At 50.0% G+C, this 14476-nt stretch carries 16 protein-coding genes; 10 read left to right on the top strand and 6 right to left on the bottom strand.

Annotated features, from left to right (window positions below; translation table 11 throughout):
* The first annotated feature begins 20 nt into the window (after nt 1-20).
* The 4 genes from V3O24_RS08245 (at nt 21) to V3O24_RS08230 (ending at nt 3805) form a co-directional block, all read left to right on the top strand.
* Nucleotides 21-437, top strand: a complete 417-nt coding sequence (locus tag V3O24_RS08245; protein WP_331306889.1) for a BLUF domain-containing protein — start codon at nt 21-23, stop codon at nt 435-437.
* Between the two features lie 25 nt (nt 438-462).
* Nucleotides 463-1785, top strand: a complete 1323-nt coding sequence (rmuC, locus tag V3O24_RS08240; protein ID WP_104423759.1) for a DNA recombination protein RmuC — start codon at nt 463-465, stop codon at nt 1783-1785.
* Between the two features lie 428 nt (nt 1786-2213).
* The gene (purE, locus tag V3O24_RS08235) at nt 2214-2714 is read left to right on the top strand and encodes a 5-(carboxyamino)imidazole ribonucleotide mutase (RefSeq protein WP_104423758.1); all 501 of its coding nucleotides are present in this window, start codon (nt 2214-2216) and stop codon (nt 2712-2714) included.
* Entirely contained in the window at nt 2711-3805 is a 1095-nt protein-coding gene (locus tag V3O24_RS08230) for a 5-(carboxyamino)imidazole ribonucleotide synthase (RefSeq protein ID WP_331306888.1), read from the top strand. Before purE ends, V3O24_RS08230 begins: the two co-directional genes overlap by 4 nt.
* Before the next feature lie 113 nt (nt 3806-3918).
* Here V3O24_RS08230 and V3O24_RS08225 read toward each other — a convergent pair whose 3' ends face one another.
* Nucleotides 3919-4221 (bottom strand): HigA family addiction module antitoxin, encoded by a 303-nt coding sequence (locus tag V3O24_RS08225; protein WP_331306887.1) that lies wholly within the window; start codon nt 4219-4221, stop codon nt 3919-3921.
* Nucleotides 4222-4231: 10 nt separating this feature from the next.
* Nucleotides 4232-4510 (bottom strand): type II toxin-antitoxin system RelE/ParE family toxin, encoded by a 279-nt coding sequence (locus tag V3O24_RS08220; protein WP_331306886.1) that lies wholly within the window; start codon nt 4508-4510, stop codon nt 4232-4234.
* A 270-nt stretch (nt 4511-4780) separates the two neighbouring features.
* On the opposite strand from V3O24_RS08220, the gene V3O24_RS08215 reads away from it, so the two are divergent.
* From V3O24_RS08215 to V3O24_RS08190, 6 genes are all read left to right on the top strand, one after another.
* On the top strand, nt 4781-7078 hold the full coding sequence (locus V3O24_RS08215) for an AAA family ATPase (RefSeq protein WP_331306885.1): 2298 nt from the start codon (nt 4781-4783) through the stop codon (nt 7076-7078).
* The gene (locus tag V3O24_RS08210; RefSeq protein ID WP_331306884.1) at nt 7078-8970 is read left to right on the top strand and encodes a UvrD-helicase domain-containing protein; all 1893 of its coding nucleotides are present in this window, start codon (nt 7078-7080) and stop codon (nt 8968-8970) included. Before V3O24_RS08215 ends, V3O24_RS08210 begins: the two co-directional genes overlap by 1 nt.
* A 70-nt stretch (nt 8971-9040) precedes the next feature.
* The gene (locus V3O24_RS08205) at nt 9041-9190 is read left to right on the top strand and encodes a hypothetical protein (protein WP_331306883.1); all 150 of its coding nucleotides are present in this window, start codon (nt 9041-9043) and stop codon (nt 9188-9190) included.
* Nucleotides 9191-9805, top strand: a complete 615-nt coding sequence (locus V3O24_RS08200; RefSeq protein ID WP_331306881.1) for a hypothetical protein — start codon at nt 9191-9193, stop codon at nt 9803-9805.
* Between the two features lie 87 nt (nt 9806-9892).
* On the top strand, nt 9893-10165 hold the full coding sequence (locus V3O24_RS08195; RefSeq protein WP_331306880.1) for a BrnT family toxin: 273 nt from the start codon (nt 9893-9895) through the stop codon (nt 10163-10165).
* Nucleotides 10155-10433 carry a hypothetical protein gene (locus tag V3O24_RS08190; protein ID WP_331306879.1) on the top strand — a complete coding sequence of 93 codons (279 nt, stop codon included), beginning with the start codon at nt 10155-10157 and terminating at the stop codon, nt 10431-10433. The genes V3O24_RS08195 and V3O24_RS08190 overlap by 11 nt, the downstream gene beginning before the upstream one ends.
* A gap of 78 nt (nt 10434-10511) precedes the next feature.
* On the opposite strand, the gene V3O24_RS08185 is transcribed toward V3O24_RS08190, so the two are convergent.
* The 4 genes from V3O24_RS08185 to V3O24_RS08170 all read right to left on the bottom strand — a co-directional run bounded on the left by V3O24_RS08185 (nt 10512) and on the right by V3O24_RS08170 (nt 14474).
* Complete coding sequence (locus V3O24_RS08185) at nt 10512-11024, bottom strand: GNAT family N-acetyltransferase (RefSeq protein ID WP_331306878.1); 513 nt, start codon at nt 11022-11024, stop codon at nt 10512-10514.
* The gene (locus V3O24_RS08180) at nt 11017-11307 is read right to left on the bottom strand and encodes a DUF1778 domain-containing protein (RefSeq protein WP_331306877.1); all 291 of its coding nucleotides are present in this window, start codon (nt 11305-11307) and stop codon (nt 11017-11019) included. The genes V3O24_RS08185 and V3O24_RS08180 overlap by 8 nt, the downstream gene beginning before the upstream one ends.
* Before the next feature lie 85 nt (nt 11308-11392).
* Nucleotides 11393-12925 carry an NADH-quinone oxidoreductase subunit M gene (locus tag V3O24_RS08175; protein WP_331306876.1) on the bottom strand — a complete coding sequence of 511 codons (1533 nt, stop codon included), beginning with the start codon at nt 12923-12925 and terminating at the stop codon, nt 11393-11395.
* Nucleotides 12918-14474: an NADH-quinone oxidoreductase subunit M gene (locus V3O24_RS08170; protein ID WP_331306875.1), complete on the bottom strand. Its 1557-nt coding sequence runs from the start codon at nt 14472-14474 to the stop codon at nt 12918-12920. The genes V3O24_RS08175 and V3O24_RS08170 overlap by 8 nt, the downstream gene beginning before the upstream one ends.
* Nucleotides 14475-14476 lie beyond the last annotated feature (2 nt).

The following is a 14476-nucleotide window of genomic DNA, read 5'->3' as shown; positions in this document are numbered from 1 at the left end:
AGCAAAACGGTACATTACCCATGATTCGACTCCTCTATTTTAGCCAGTCCAGGGACGTAATATCCGACGAGCAAGTGCAGAACATCATGGAGTCGTCGCGGCGGCATAATCCGGCCCTGGGCATCACCGGCGTTCTTGTTCACGGCGGCGGCATGTTCATGCAGGTTCTGGAAGGACCTGAACAAACGACGCTCCGCACGTATGTGAAGATTTTGGACGATCAAAGACACAGTAATTGCCAAATTGTTTACATCACGCCTACAGACAAGCGAATCTTCGAGGGTTGGTCTATGGGGGTCATTGCCCGTCGAGATGTGTTGGAATTTGAGCAAATCATGGAACTGCGGGAGCAGCGGCGTAAAGAAGTAATTGAGCCGAAGGTTTTCACAAATGCTATGCGCGGATTTCTTAAGATATTAAATGACGGGCATCGCTGATCAAATGACTTGCTTGAGCTAGCCCATGAATTTTATCAATAATATTCCTCCGCTGGTATTGACGTTAATAGGCCTGTTGCTCGGCGCATTGACCATGCGCTTGTTGAGCGGCAAGGATAAAACCCTGATCCGGCAACTCTCGACCGATCTCGCTGTCGCCGAAGAAAAACTAAAGCAGTTCCAAACCCGCGAAGCCGAATTCAAGCAATTGCAGCAGCTGTTCATCGAAACCAAAACCGAGAATGCCCAGTTGCAGGCCCGCATGGACGAGCAGGCGAAAAATACCGAGGAAAAATTAAAATTGTTGCTGGATGCGGAACTGCGCCTGAACACCCAGTTTGAAAACCTGGCAGGCAAAATTTTCGACGACCGCAGCAAGCAGTTCACCGAACACCATAGAACCAGCCTCGATCATATCGTCACCCCGCTACGGGAACAGCTGGGCGAGTTCAAGCAGCGCATCGAAACGGTTTACGACAACGAGAACAAGGACCGCATTTCCCTGCGCGAGGAAATCGTCTCGTTGCGGCGCGATACCGCGCAAATGAACCAGGAAGCGCTGAACCTGACCCGCGCGTTGAAAGGCGACAAGAAAGCCCAGGGCAACTGGGGCGAAATGATCCTGGAAAAAGTGCTGGAAAAATCCGGGCTGCGCAAAGGCGTCGAGTACGAAACCCAGGGCGCATTCCGGGACGAGGATAATCGGTTGTTCAAGCCCGATGTAATCGTCCGTTTGCCCGAGGGCAAGGATGTGGTGATCGATTCCAAGGTGTCGTTGCTGGCTTATGAGCGCTATTGCTCAACCGAGGATGACCAGGAGCGGGTGCTGGCCTTAAAGCAACATACCGACGCGGTGCGGGAGCACATCAAGGGCTTGAGCAACAAGGATTATTCCGGCCTGAAAGGCCTCAGGTCGCTGGATTTCGTGTTGCTGTTCATGCCGATCGAATCGGCCTTCATCGCCGCATTCCAGGCCGACGAGCGCCTGTTTACCGACGCCTTCGAGCATAAAATCATCGTGGTCACCCCGACGACATTATTAGCCACTTTGCGCACTATTGAAAACATCTGGCGCTATGAACGCCAAAACGAAAATGCCCGTGCTATCGCCGATAAGGCCGGGCTGGTTTACGACAAGATCCGGGGCTTCGTCGACGACCTGGATAAACTGGGCAAGCAATTAAGCACCGTCAACAGCACTTATGACGGCGTGATGAACAAATTGACTCAGGGCAACGGCAACCTGATCCGTCAGGCCAGCAGCTTTGTCGAGCTGGGCGTTAAAGTCAAAAAGACTTTTCCTAAAAGCATCACCGAACAGGCGGGGCTCGATAGTGATGAAAGTTAGAAATTCAAGGTAAAAACTTATACATAAGTGCTTATTAGCCGCGTCGTTCCGGCAGGGATTGCCGGGATCCAGAAGTCATGGATGGCAATGCCGAAGCAAACAATAACTCTTGCAAAATAGGAGCGTGTTAGATAAACCAAGCGTTCACATCCCTGTGGCCTGGATTCCGGCAATCCATGCCGGAATGACGACTCTTAAAATACTTGTGTATAAAGATGAACATACCGGAGTTTATGCGATACTACGCGGCTTTGATTTTTCTGATGTATGTAGGCAATGTCATTCAGTTAAGCCGTTTGTGGCGAGGTTAAGCCGTTCGTGGTGAGCCGAAGGGCTTAGGGCGAACGGAAAAATCCTTAACTTAATGGCGTTTCCCTTCGTGATAACTATTAGACATTTATGATTACCTGCTTAATAAGGAGTAACACATGACCGCACTGGTTGGCATCATCATGGGCTCGACGTCCGACTGGGAAACCATGCGCTTTGCAGCGGAAACGCTGGAACGGCTCGGCATTCCGCACGAGGTCGAAGTGGTCTCGGCGCACCGCACCCCGGATAAACTGTTCGATTATGCCGAAACGGCCGAGGGCAAAGGCCTGGAAGTGATTATCGCCGGAGCGGGCGGAGCCGCGCATCTGCCGGGCATGACGGCCGCGAAGACAGCCGTGCCGGTGCTGGGCGTGCCGGTGCAGTCGAAGGCGCTGAACGGCATGGATTCCCTGTTGTCCATCGTGCAAATGCCCGCCGGCATTCCGGTCGGCACACTGGCGATAGGCAAAGCGGGCGCGATCAACGCGGCCTTGCTGGCTGCCGCGATCATCAGCAACAAACATGCTCAATATAAGCCCGCATTAAACAATTTCAGAAGCGAGCAAACCGAATCGGTGCTTGCGCATTCCGATCCAAGACCGGGGGATGCGTTATGAGAGTGGGCATATTGGGCGCAGGCCAGCTGGCCAGAATGATAGCGCTGGCGGGTACGCCATTAGGATTGGAATTTATTTTTCTCGATCCCTCCGCCGATGCCTGCGCCAACAAGCTGGGCGAGCCCTTGATCGGCGATTACAACGATCCGAAATTATTGGCGCAGCTGGCGGAACGCGCCGATGTGGTCACTTACGAATTCGAGAATGTTCCGGCTGAAGTCGCGGAGTTTCTGGCCTCCCACACCCAAGTGCATCCGGCCCCGAAAGCCCTGGCCATTGCCCAGGACCGCTTGCTTGAAAAAACCTTTTTCCACGACATCGACATCCCCACTCCGGCTTATGCGGCGGTGGACAGCCTTGAAAGCCTGGAACAGGCGATGACCACCCTCTGCTATCCCGCCATTTTGAAAAGCCGCACCCAGGGCTACGACGGCAAAGGCCAGTCGCTGCTCAAATCGGCCGACGATTTAAAATCGGCCTGGGAGCTGTTGCAAGGCGTACCGGCTGTTGTTGAAGCCTTCGTGCCGTTTAACCGCGAAGTGTCGATCATCGCCGTGCGCAGTGTTTCAGGGGAGATTGTCTTCTATCCGTTATCGGAAAACCTGCATCGCGGCGGCATACTGCGCGTTTCCGAATGCCGTGCCGACGATCCGATGCAACAACAGGCGGAAAGCTATGTCTCCCGCTTGTTGGAGGAGCTGGATTATGTCGGTGTACTGGCCTTGGAACTGTTTGAAATGGACGGCCATCTGGTTGCCAACGAGTTTGCGCCACGGGTGCATAACTCCGGCCACTGGACGATCGAAGGCGCGGAAACCAGCCAGTTTGAAAATCACCTGCGGGCGATCCTGGATCTGCCGTTAGGCTCAACAGCGCCGGTAGGCAACGCGGCCATGGTCAACTTTATCGGCGGACTGCCTAAGACTGAAGAACTGTTGGCAATTCCCCATGCGCATTTGCATCTTTACGATAAAGCGCCGCGCAAAGGGCGGAAAGTGGCGCATGCCACGGTGCGCGCGGAAAGCCAACAGCAATTGTCAGAGCTAGTTAAGAAATTGACCTCGTTGGCCGATCAGGTCGATGATTCGTAAATGCACTTATCGCACATCAAAATTTGGCACCTTCGTCCCCTCTCCTGCTGGAGAGGGTTAGGGTGAGGAGATTTAAAAAACCGAATTTTGATGTGCGAACACTTCAGAAAAGCTTAAGCCGCCTCCCGCGGCAAAACCTCCCGCTCAATTGCGGCCAAAGCTTGTTGCTCAGCCACACGCAAATCGTAAGCGGTTTGCAAACTCAACCAGGATTGAGCATCGCCGCCGAAATAACGCGCCAAGCGCAGTGCAGTATCAGGCGTAATGGAACGGCGTTCTTTGATAATTTCGTGCAGGCGAGTAGCAGGAACGTGCAGGGCATTCGCCAATGCGTTTACGCTCAGACCTAGCGGAAGCAGGTAGTCTTCTCGCAAGATTTCGCCAGGGTGAATGGGCCGCATACCGTTCTTTATCATGTTTTTCTCCTCAATGGTAATCGACAATCTCAACATCAAAAGCATCGCCGTCCGCCCAGCAGAAACAGACGCGCCATTGGTCGTTGATGCGAATGCTGTATTGTCCCGCACGGTCGCCTTTCAATGCTTCAAACCGATTGCCGGGCGGACTTTGCAAAAACGCCAAAGTCGCTGCGCTATGCAATTGCACCAGTTTACGTTCCGCCACATTTTGAAATGCACGGAATCGTTTGGGCGATTGGCCAGCAAATAAGGTTTGGGTGTCTTTGCAACGAAACGATTTAATCATGAGCCGATAATATTACGCTTAACGTAATGCGTCAAATGTTGTTTTTGGCATGGTTGCTGTTGGTACCTTAAGCTAACCGTCGGGCGCAGGCTAAAGGACTGCCCCTAAAACAACCGTGGTCTGTCTCCCTATTATCTAAAACCGCTCGCTCCACAAAAATAGGTCGCGCTTAATATTAGTTATCCAGGTTGTTTTGTTACTATCATGTAAAATGGGTGGCTAAAAACACTTATAAACTCTTCGGGCTGTCGATAAAAAAGTGGAGACACAATGCATATTAAATTTGTAGAAATACAAAATTTTCGTAAGCTTAAGTCGATTCGAATCGACTTCACCGAAAATAAAACGCTGTTCGTGGGCGCCAACAACAGCGGCAAGACCTCCGCTATGGTTGCTCTTGGGCATTTTCTGGTCAATCAAAGCTATTTCACAACCAATGACTTTACTCTGTCAAACTGGGCAGCTATCGATAACATTGGGGCTGACTGGGAAGGGCATACCGAATCGCAAAGTCCCAGCCTGACTGAATGGGAGCAAGTACTGCCATCCATGGATGTTTGGCTACAAGTGGCGAACAACGAAATACATTTCGTCCAAAACCTACTACCAACCTTGGATTGGGAAGGCGGGCTCCTTGGCGTTCGCCTGCGATTAGAGCCGAAAAAAATCGACGACTTGTACAAAGACTATCTTTTGTCCATCAAAGCGGCCAAAGCTACAAAAGCCGAGGCTGTTAAGCAGAAAACAGAAGGTGGTGGGGAATATACCGTAGCATTATGGCCTAGAACGATGCATGATTTCCTGGAGCGTCAACTGCGAAGCCATTTTGAAGTACGCGCCTATTCATTGAATCCAAAAGAGTGCAACCCTCCTGAAAATAGTGTGGCACAACCTCAGCGCATGCCTCATGGAAGTGAGCCAATAGAGGGTGATCCATTTAAGGGGCTTATTCGCATTGACAAAATCAATGCACAGCGTGGTTTTGAGGATGCGAACTCCAAACAAGGGCGAGCTGACAGCGATGGAAAGGACAGCCACACACACTCTCAAAAACGAAAATTATCAGAACAACTTTGTTCCTATTACGACACACATCTCGATTCATCAAAATTTCCAGGGCCTGAAGATTTAGATGCTTTACAAGCTATTGAGGCCGCACAAAATGTGTTCAATGAAAAACTAAAAGACGGCTTTTCAAATGCTTTCAATGAGCTTGAAAACTTGAATTATCCGGGGTTCATGGAGCCGAAATTAAGCATTTCGACCAAAATTAGACCGACGGATGGCTTGAGCCACAATGCAGCGGTTCAATATGAAGTGATGGATTCTGGCTCTTTGCGTTTGCCAGAGCAATACAACGGCCTTGGTTATCAAAATTTGATCTTCATGGTTTTCGAATTGATGAGCGTTCGTGATAAGTGGATGCAAGTTGGCAAAGCGGCGAAAAAAACTAGCGAAAGTTTTTTTCCGCCGCGATTGCATTTGGTTCTCGTGGAAGAGCCAGAGGCACATCTGCATGTGCAAGTCCAACAGGTTTTCATTAACAAGGCCTACGGCATCTTGCGTAAGCATGATGATTTGGGTGAGAACAACAGTTTAACAACGCAGTTAGTTGTTAGTACCCATTCCAGCCATATTGCGCATGAGTGCGAGTTTTCATGTCTACGTTATTTTCGTCGATTGCCAGCAGTCGATTCGGCCACGGTTCCTACATCGACGGTCGTCAATCTGTCTGAGGTTTTTGGGGGAAAGGATGAAACCGAAAAATTTGTCACTCGCTATTTAAAGGCAACACATTGTGACTTGTTCTTTGCCGATGCGGCTATTTTGGTTGAAGGCCCGGCTGAACGTATGCTGGTGCCACACTTTATCCGCAATTGTTTTCCCGTTTTGAACCAGTGCTATATCACCTTGTTGGAGATTGGTGGTAGCCATGCGCATTGTTTGCGCCCACTGATCGAGCATCTTGGCTTGATTTCACTGGTTATTACTGATCTTGATTCAGCAGAGCCAACAGGGAGTCACTCATCTGTTCAGCCTATAAAAGGTGAAAAACAAATTACGGGGAACTCCACATTAAAAACTTGGTTGCCCGAAAAAGAATTGATTGATGAATTGCTAGATTCCTCGACTGAAAAAGTTAAAAAATATGATCAGTTCTTTTCAGTTCGTGTTGCTTACCAGATCCCAGTTCCCGTTAAACTGTTGCAAGACAGTGGTCCCCCCGTAGAGTCTCTCTCGAATACGTTTGAAGACGCTTTGGTTTTTGAAAATATAACGATTTTTAGAGAGTTAAAGGGTAATGGTCTGATAAAAAAATTTAGGGATGCTATAACCGAACACAAGACACCAGAAGCTTTGGGTGAGGAGATGTTTAAAATTCTTAAGAAAGGCAAAAAAGCTGAATTTGCCCTCGAACTACTCTACTCAGAAGAGCCTGAGAAACTTAAAACACCAACTTACATTCGCGAGGGATTATCCTGGTTGCAGGAACAGTTGCAACGAAAACAGCAAGAAGCTTTAGATGCTAGTGAGCTACCACCCATTACCGCAGAAGGAAAGGTGTGATGGAAAGCTTACAGCTTGTCGATGACAACAATGTCGATAATCACGTAGATGATAAAATTAATGCTTACCTTAGTTTGGATAAGCCAATCAGCTTTTTTTTGTTCGCGGGTGCTGGGTCAGGAAAAACAGGCTCTCTGGTGAAAGCGTTAAAGCGGTTGCGTAAGGACAGTGGGGAACGACTGCGTTTGCAGGGACAACGGGTTGGTGTCATTACTTATACCAATGCTGCTTGTGATGAGATCAATCATCGTCTTGACTTTGATCCCTTAGTCGAGGTTTCAACCATTCACAGTTTTGTCTGGTCGTTGATTGGCGGCTTTAACATTGACATTAAACAGTGGTTGAGGATAACGCTACCGAATGAAATCGCTGACTTGGAGGAGAAACAGCGTAAGGGAAGAGCTAGGCAAGCAAATTTGGATCGTGCAAAGAGTATCGAAATCAAACAGAAACGACTTATTGATTTGGATAACATTAAACAATTTACTTACAACCCAAACGGGGACAATCGTGGGCGGGATTCATTAAACCATTCCGAGGTTATCAAGATTGGTGCTGACTTTCTTACCAACAAACCGCTCATGCAAACGATACTGATCAACAAATTCCCAATTTTGCTCATTGATGAAAGTCAGGATACCAACAAACACCTTATGGAGGCTTTCTTAAAAGTTCAGCATCAACAAAGCGAGCGCTTTTGTCTAGGCTTATTCGGCGATACCATGCAGCGGATTTATGCGGATGGAAAAAGAGATTTGGGCAAAAACTTACCTCCTGAATGGGCTACGCCGGTAAAGAAGATGAACCATCGGTGTCCGCGGAGGATTGTCAAACTGATTAACAAAATTCGCTCGGCAGTCGATGCCCAAGAACAAAGTCCCAGGACAGATAAAGAAGAAGGTTTTGTTCGCCTGTTTATCTTACCTAGCGATACAGCAGACAAATTGGCAGCCGAGCGTGAAATCAAACAACGTATGACGGCTATTACTGGCGATCCACTTTGGAATAGCGTCGATGATGTTAAAACATTGATACTTGAGCATCATATGGCTGCGTTGCGTATGGGATTTTTGGAGATGTTTGAGCCGCTCTATCAAATCGACAGGCTAAAGACAGCATTACTGGATGGTTCTCTTCCTGGGTTACGTCTTTTTTCTCAACAGGTGCTGCCTCTTGTCAAGGCCAAACAAAACGGCGATGAATTTGCCGTCGCAGCTATTGTTCGCAATTCTTCACCCTTGCTGAGTAAAGCAACCCTCAAAGAATTGGGTGAAGATCAACTAAGTCAATTGAAAAAAGCCCGCGAAGCTGTCGAACAATTAATCGCGCTTTGGTCGAATAATGACGAACCGCATTTTTTGGATATTTTGCGCTGTGTTAGTCATACCGGGTTGTTTGAGATTCCCGAAAGCTTACGTCCCATTGCTTTTCGAAATGAAGTTGAGCAGAAGAACGCTGAACAGAGCAGTAATGAAAAAGATACCAACCCGATACTAGATGCCTGGGACAAGTTTTTACTAACGCCTTTTGCCCAAATCAAGCCATACGTTGATTATGTCAACGGACAGGCTCCTTTTGACACTCACCAAGGTGTCAAAGGTTTAGAATTTCCTCGGGTGTTAGTTGTTATGGATGATGTCGAAGCGCGGGGTTTTACGTTTAGCTATGACAAGCTGTTTGGGGTAAAGGATAAAACAAAAGCGGACATAGAAAATGAACGCAATGGCGATGATACCGGTATAAACCGTACCCGCCGACTTTTTTATGTGACCTGTAGCAGAGCTGTGAAGAGTCTGGCTATCGTGGCATATACCAGTGATCCTAATAAAGTTCGCGATAATGTTGTTCGTGAGGGGTGGTTTGAAAGCTGTGAAGTCGAAATCTTGACTTAGCCATGTTGGACGCTACGTGTACCCTTTCAAGCGGGGCATCAGGCGGCCACCGCAACACAAGCAGCTGACAATGCCGACAACAATTCTGGAGAATACCGCAATGCCTAAGAAACCCGCAAACATCAAAGAAGATCTCAAAAGACAGGGACATATCCGGGATTTGCAAAGCCGGGCCAAAGAGTTCGCGGGCGACGATCTGTCGTTCTTCGAGTCGGAATAGATGTCCACGGAGTTGCAGGAACAATTCTGGGAACGCGTGGTAGCCTTCGAGGAAGCGGAATGGACCACGTCTTTCGATCAGCTGGTGCAGGGCGGGATGGAGTTGCCTGCCCCGGAAGCATTGGATGATTCGCAACTGAGCGCCAAGCTGTGGGAAGTAATACGCGGCTTGGCGATGCTGCGGACGTTTCTATACTGCACCGACCATCTCAGCGACCGGGAGCTGTATGAGGAATTGTGGCATGAGGTGTTGCGGGAGGAAACTCCAGACATGCCGGTCAACGAGGACTCGGCTTGTCACATCGATTTGGTGGGCAGCGGCAGTGAGCAGGATAACGAGCTTTATCTACGCTACTATGCCGATGAAGAAGATCGGCGTCGTTGGGCCAAAGACTGGCCTAACGACGTCATGCCGAAACATGAACCGCTACCCTATGACCGCGACCGGCATTTACCGAGCCATAACAAGAAGAGCGGGTCCTGTAGGTCAGGCATGCTTTTTATGCCTGACATTTCCAAACTTCATGAGAGCCATGCTTTCCGAACTTGCCCACTCCGGCTCATCACGGATTACCAAAACGTCAAACAACGAAAAGCGATGTCTGGACTTGGTTGATCACAACACCCCCGTAATTCGATAAATCAAGCAAGTAACTCATTATTTGTATTTACAAAGCCAATACATTATATTGATCTTGTTTACATGGATATTCACTACGAAAAAAACGGCGTCAGCTTTGTTTGGAATGCCCGCAAAGCTGCGGCAAACCCAATCAAACATGGTGGGATTTCTTTCGACCCGTTTTTAAAACTGGTTGATGCAGGCCGCAACCATGAATCGCGGGATGCGGTTATCGGCTACGATGAAAAAGGCCGGTTGCTGTTTGTTGTGCATATTGAGGTTGAAGGTGAGTTTATCCGGCTTATTTCGGCCCGCAAGGCCACGCTAACGGAGCGCAATGATTATGATTTCTGACACAGTTAAAAACCGCTTAACTAAAGACCGTCCCATGACCTCGATCACTTTGCGTATTCCGGTCGATGTGGTGGAATCCATGAAGATTATTGCGCCCTGCAAAGGCTTTTCCGGCTATCAGCCATTATTAAAGTCGTACATTAGCGAGGGTTTGCGCCGAGACGAAGCGCAGTTTGCCTTGAGCAAGGAAGCCAAGTTAATTGCGGCACTAAAAAAGCTTGGCGTACCTGATAGCGTTATTGAAGAGGCGGCGCGTGAAGTTGCGTAATTCCAAGAGACCGTGAAACAAGCTAATTCAAGACCCCATATTCCCTTTCTTGGATCAGCCCATCCAAACTGACGGAGATTATTCTTGAAGCTTGGCAAACTTGATAAGGTCTAGGGCGTAGGTTGGCGTTTCGGTTGGAAGGCGGGTAAAACCGTAATGCAAATAGAAGACTTCCGCTTCTGGAGAAATGGCATGTGCAATCAAAAGACGGGCGGATACTTCTTTAGCAGCGCGAGCCGATCTTTGCACTGCATCTTGAAGCAAGGCTTTGCCTAATCCTTGGTCTTGCCATTTTTTATCAATAGCCAATCGCCCAAGAATTACCGCCGGAATCTGGCGGGGCATATTCCGACGCATGGAACCAACAGCTTCTTGGCTAAAAATCTGTCCCATGCAAATAGCGTAGTACCCAATAACCTTATGCGAACCGGACGGACAAATAACATAGGTTCTACTTGCCGATGCTTCCATATTGGCCAATGCGCGCTTACGCAACCAAGTATCCAGCGTTTCCTCGCCCGAATGAAAGTCCTCTGTCTCATGCTGTACGGTTAAATGAACAGGCGAGCAAACTTTCTTATTTTCACTCATCCGACCAAGGGGAATTGATTGTACGCAATCGGTTCATGCCGTCGATCTGCTCTTGCGTTGCCGGTGTGTCTAGCATATCCAATATTTTTTGGAACGTCTTGTTGTCTACATAAATAGAGGTTTGGTCAAGGATCACATTCTTGGCTTCCTTGAGCGCTGAGGCCATCATAAATTGCGAACGGTTTGAACCGAGCAATTCGGCGGCTTGGTCAATAAGCAATCTGTCATGTGCTTTCGCGCGCAAATGAATGTTTACTTCTGCGGGTGTGTGTTCTGTTCTCATAGACTTTGATGCCAATTAACTAATTTTATGTTAAAAGTATCTGCCAAATGTGTTGCAAATGTCAACACGCAGTGCCGTTCATCTTTTAATCCCGCCCCGCCTCGCTTGCCAACACCGGCTGATCCATTATCCGGCTTAACCAGGCCTCCGCCGCGACGCGATTGGTTTTCAGCACAGTATTCGGGAAAAAACCGAATCCCAATATCAACAACGCCGACACGCACAACAGCGTCAATTCGCGTGGCCGTAAATCCTGAACCTGTCTGACGCCGGCTTGAGTGATTGGGCCGAAGAAGGCGCGGCGCGTAAAGGACAACATATAAGCAGCACTGAGTACCGCGCCGATCAGGGCGGCGATGCTGATGCTGGGGTGCGCCAGCATGGTGCTGATTATCAGCAATAATTCGGCCGGAAAACCGGAGGTTCCGGGCAGCCCTATGCTGGCCAGCATAAATAGAAAATAAAAGCAGGTCAGGCGCGGCATCGATTTAGCCAGGCCGCCCAGATGAATAGCCTCGGTACTGCCCAGGCGATGCTGGATAAAACCGGCCACCAGCATCAGGGAACCGGCAATCATCGTGAAGTTCAGCAGTTGAAAAATCGCTCCCTGGATGCCCTGCATGTTCAACGACGCGACGCCGACGATGACCAAGCCGACATGGCTGACGCCGGCGTATGCCAGCAGGCGGCGCAAGTTGGTTTGTTGCAGTGCAATCAGCGCGCTGTAAACCAGCGTGACCGCGCCGAATATGCCCAGCACCCAGCTGTATTGAACGGCGGCGGAAGGCGCCAGCGGCATTGCAAAACGGATGATGCCGAAAGCGCCGAGTTTCAGGCCGGCCAGCAAGGCGGTCATTTGGGTCGGGCCTTCCATTGCGACGGTCGGCAGCCAGGTATGAAACGGCGCCAACGGCGCTTTAACCGCAAAACCGAGCAGTAATAGCAAGAACACCAAGGCCTGCAAGTTATCCGGCAATGGCGTTGCCAATAATACCGGCAGGCTGAACGCCAGATTTTGAGGAATATTGCCGCCGACTACGGTGGCGTGGTTGACCGCCAGTATGATAATCGCAAACAACAACGGCACGCCGCCAAACAGCATAAACAGGGTGTATTTCATCGCCGCGTTGCGCCGTTCCGAACCGATGCCCCATAAGCCGATCAGGAAGAAAATCGGCGGCAGGGTCAGTTCCCAGAACAAATAGAACAGCGCCATATCCAGCGCCAAAAACACGCCGATGGTGACGCCTTCCAATGCCAGCAACAAGGCAAAATGAAAACGGGTCAGGTGCTGCACCGAGTTCCATGAGGCGATGATCGCCATTAATGTCAGCAACGCGGACATCGGCAAGAACAACACTGAAATACCGTCCACGCCAATCAGGTATTCAATATTCAGGCTGGGTATCCAGGCATGGTGTTCGACCAGCTGGAAGTCATTGCCAAGGCCGGCGTTAAACAACGCCACCACCGCCAGCGTCGCGGTTAGTTCCAGCGCAGCAAACAACAGCGCAATGTTTTTGGCCAGCCGGATATTGCGGACGACTACGGCGGCAAGCGCACCGAACAAAGGCAGAAAAATAATCAGGCTTAAAACGGGAAAACCGGCATTACTCATGTTGGCCGTCCTTGGTATCGTCGGTGGATTGATCGCCGTGTACCGGATATTGCTTCTCGATAGCGGCGGCGTCCTGGTCTATAAAATTCAGCCACGGCGTCGTGTAAAAACCGGTCCCGATCAGCAGCAGGCAAATGACCGCGGTAATTAAGCGCTCTTTCCAGACCGGATGGTGCGAACAGCTGTAGGGCTGTTCGGCGCGTTTAGGATTCGCCATAAACATCCGCTGGAAAGCCCATAGCAGGAAAGCTGCGGACATCACGTTGCCGACCAAAATAGCGATGGCGAGCAGCCAGCCGTCTTCCTCAATAATCCCTTCGACAAGCAAATGCGCCGCATCAAATCCCGGCGTACCGGGCATGACCATCGTGCTCAACGCGGAAATCATGAACAGCACGGCCAGCGTTGCGTTGGTGTCGAACAGCCCACCCAAGCGCGGTAGAAACGCGGTGCGGGTGCGCTCGTAAATCAGGCCGACGCTGAACAGCATGCCCGCCATCGCCAGACCGTATGCGACCGACAGCAACAGACTGCCTTCCAGGCCGTTTGCGTTAAAACAGAATGCGCCAATGATCAGCATGCCCGTTTGGCTGATAACCGCAAAAGCCAGCAAGCGGCGGATATTAATCTGCATCAGCGCCAGCAACGCGCCGTAAAAAATGCTGATCAGCCCCAGCGTCACCACAAATCCGGCCCATTGTTCGGCAACGCCGGGCACCATCGGCAAAATGAAACGGATGGCCGCATAAATACCCAGTTTCAAACCCACCAGGAAAATGACCGCGCTGGCGACCGTACCTTGCTCGGCCAGCACCGGCAACCAGCCGTGAAACGGAAACAGCGGCATGCGGATCGCAAAGCCGAAAAACAGCAATATAAAAATCAAGACCTCATCGTGTAAATAAGCGTTGTTTTCCTTTATCGTCAGCCAATCGAAAGTCAAGGGATGCGAGGCATCGATTAAGCCGAAAGCCAGCAACATAAAACCGGTCAGCGACATCAGCAAACCGCTGCCCCAGTATTGCAGCAATTGCACGGCCACCCAGCGCCGGTTTTGCCCGGTTCCGGCATGAATCGTCAACAGCACCACAGGAACCAATTCCAGTACGCACCAAAACCAGAATTGCAGCACATTCAATGCGACAAAAGCGCCGATCAATACGCCTTCATAGCCTAACAGGCAGGCGATAAACAGCCGGTCGGCCGCATGCCGGGTAATCAGGGTATAAATTAACGCCAGCAAGGTCAAAACGGCGGTCAGCGGAATAAATAAAATATTCGTCCCGTCAACACCGACACGGTAACTGAGACCGGCAAAATGGGCCTGTTCAACCAGATGAATGCCGGGACTGGCGGAATCGAACACAGCCAGCAGATAGAAGCTGAGCGATACCGTCAACAGCGCCCCGGAAAATCCGAAACGCAGTGCAACTGTCGATGAGCGTGAAAACAAAACGGCGATCATGGCCGCCAGCGGAACCAGCGTCAGCGTCGTGAGCAGCGGGAAAGCCGCCGATTCCGGCCAATGGGTAACTGTTGTAATATTCATCA

The sequence above is a fragment of the Methylobacter sp. Wu8 genome, assembly GCF_036440755.1.
Taxonomy (GTDB): domain Bacteria; phylum Pseudomonadota; class Gammaproteobacteria; order Methylococcales; family Methylomonadaceae; genus Methylobacter_A; species Methylobacter_A tundripaludum_A.
This window is presented reverse-complemented; position numbering and strand designations above follow the sequence as displayed.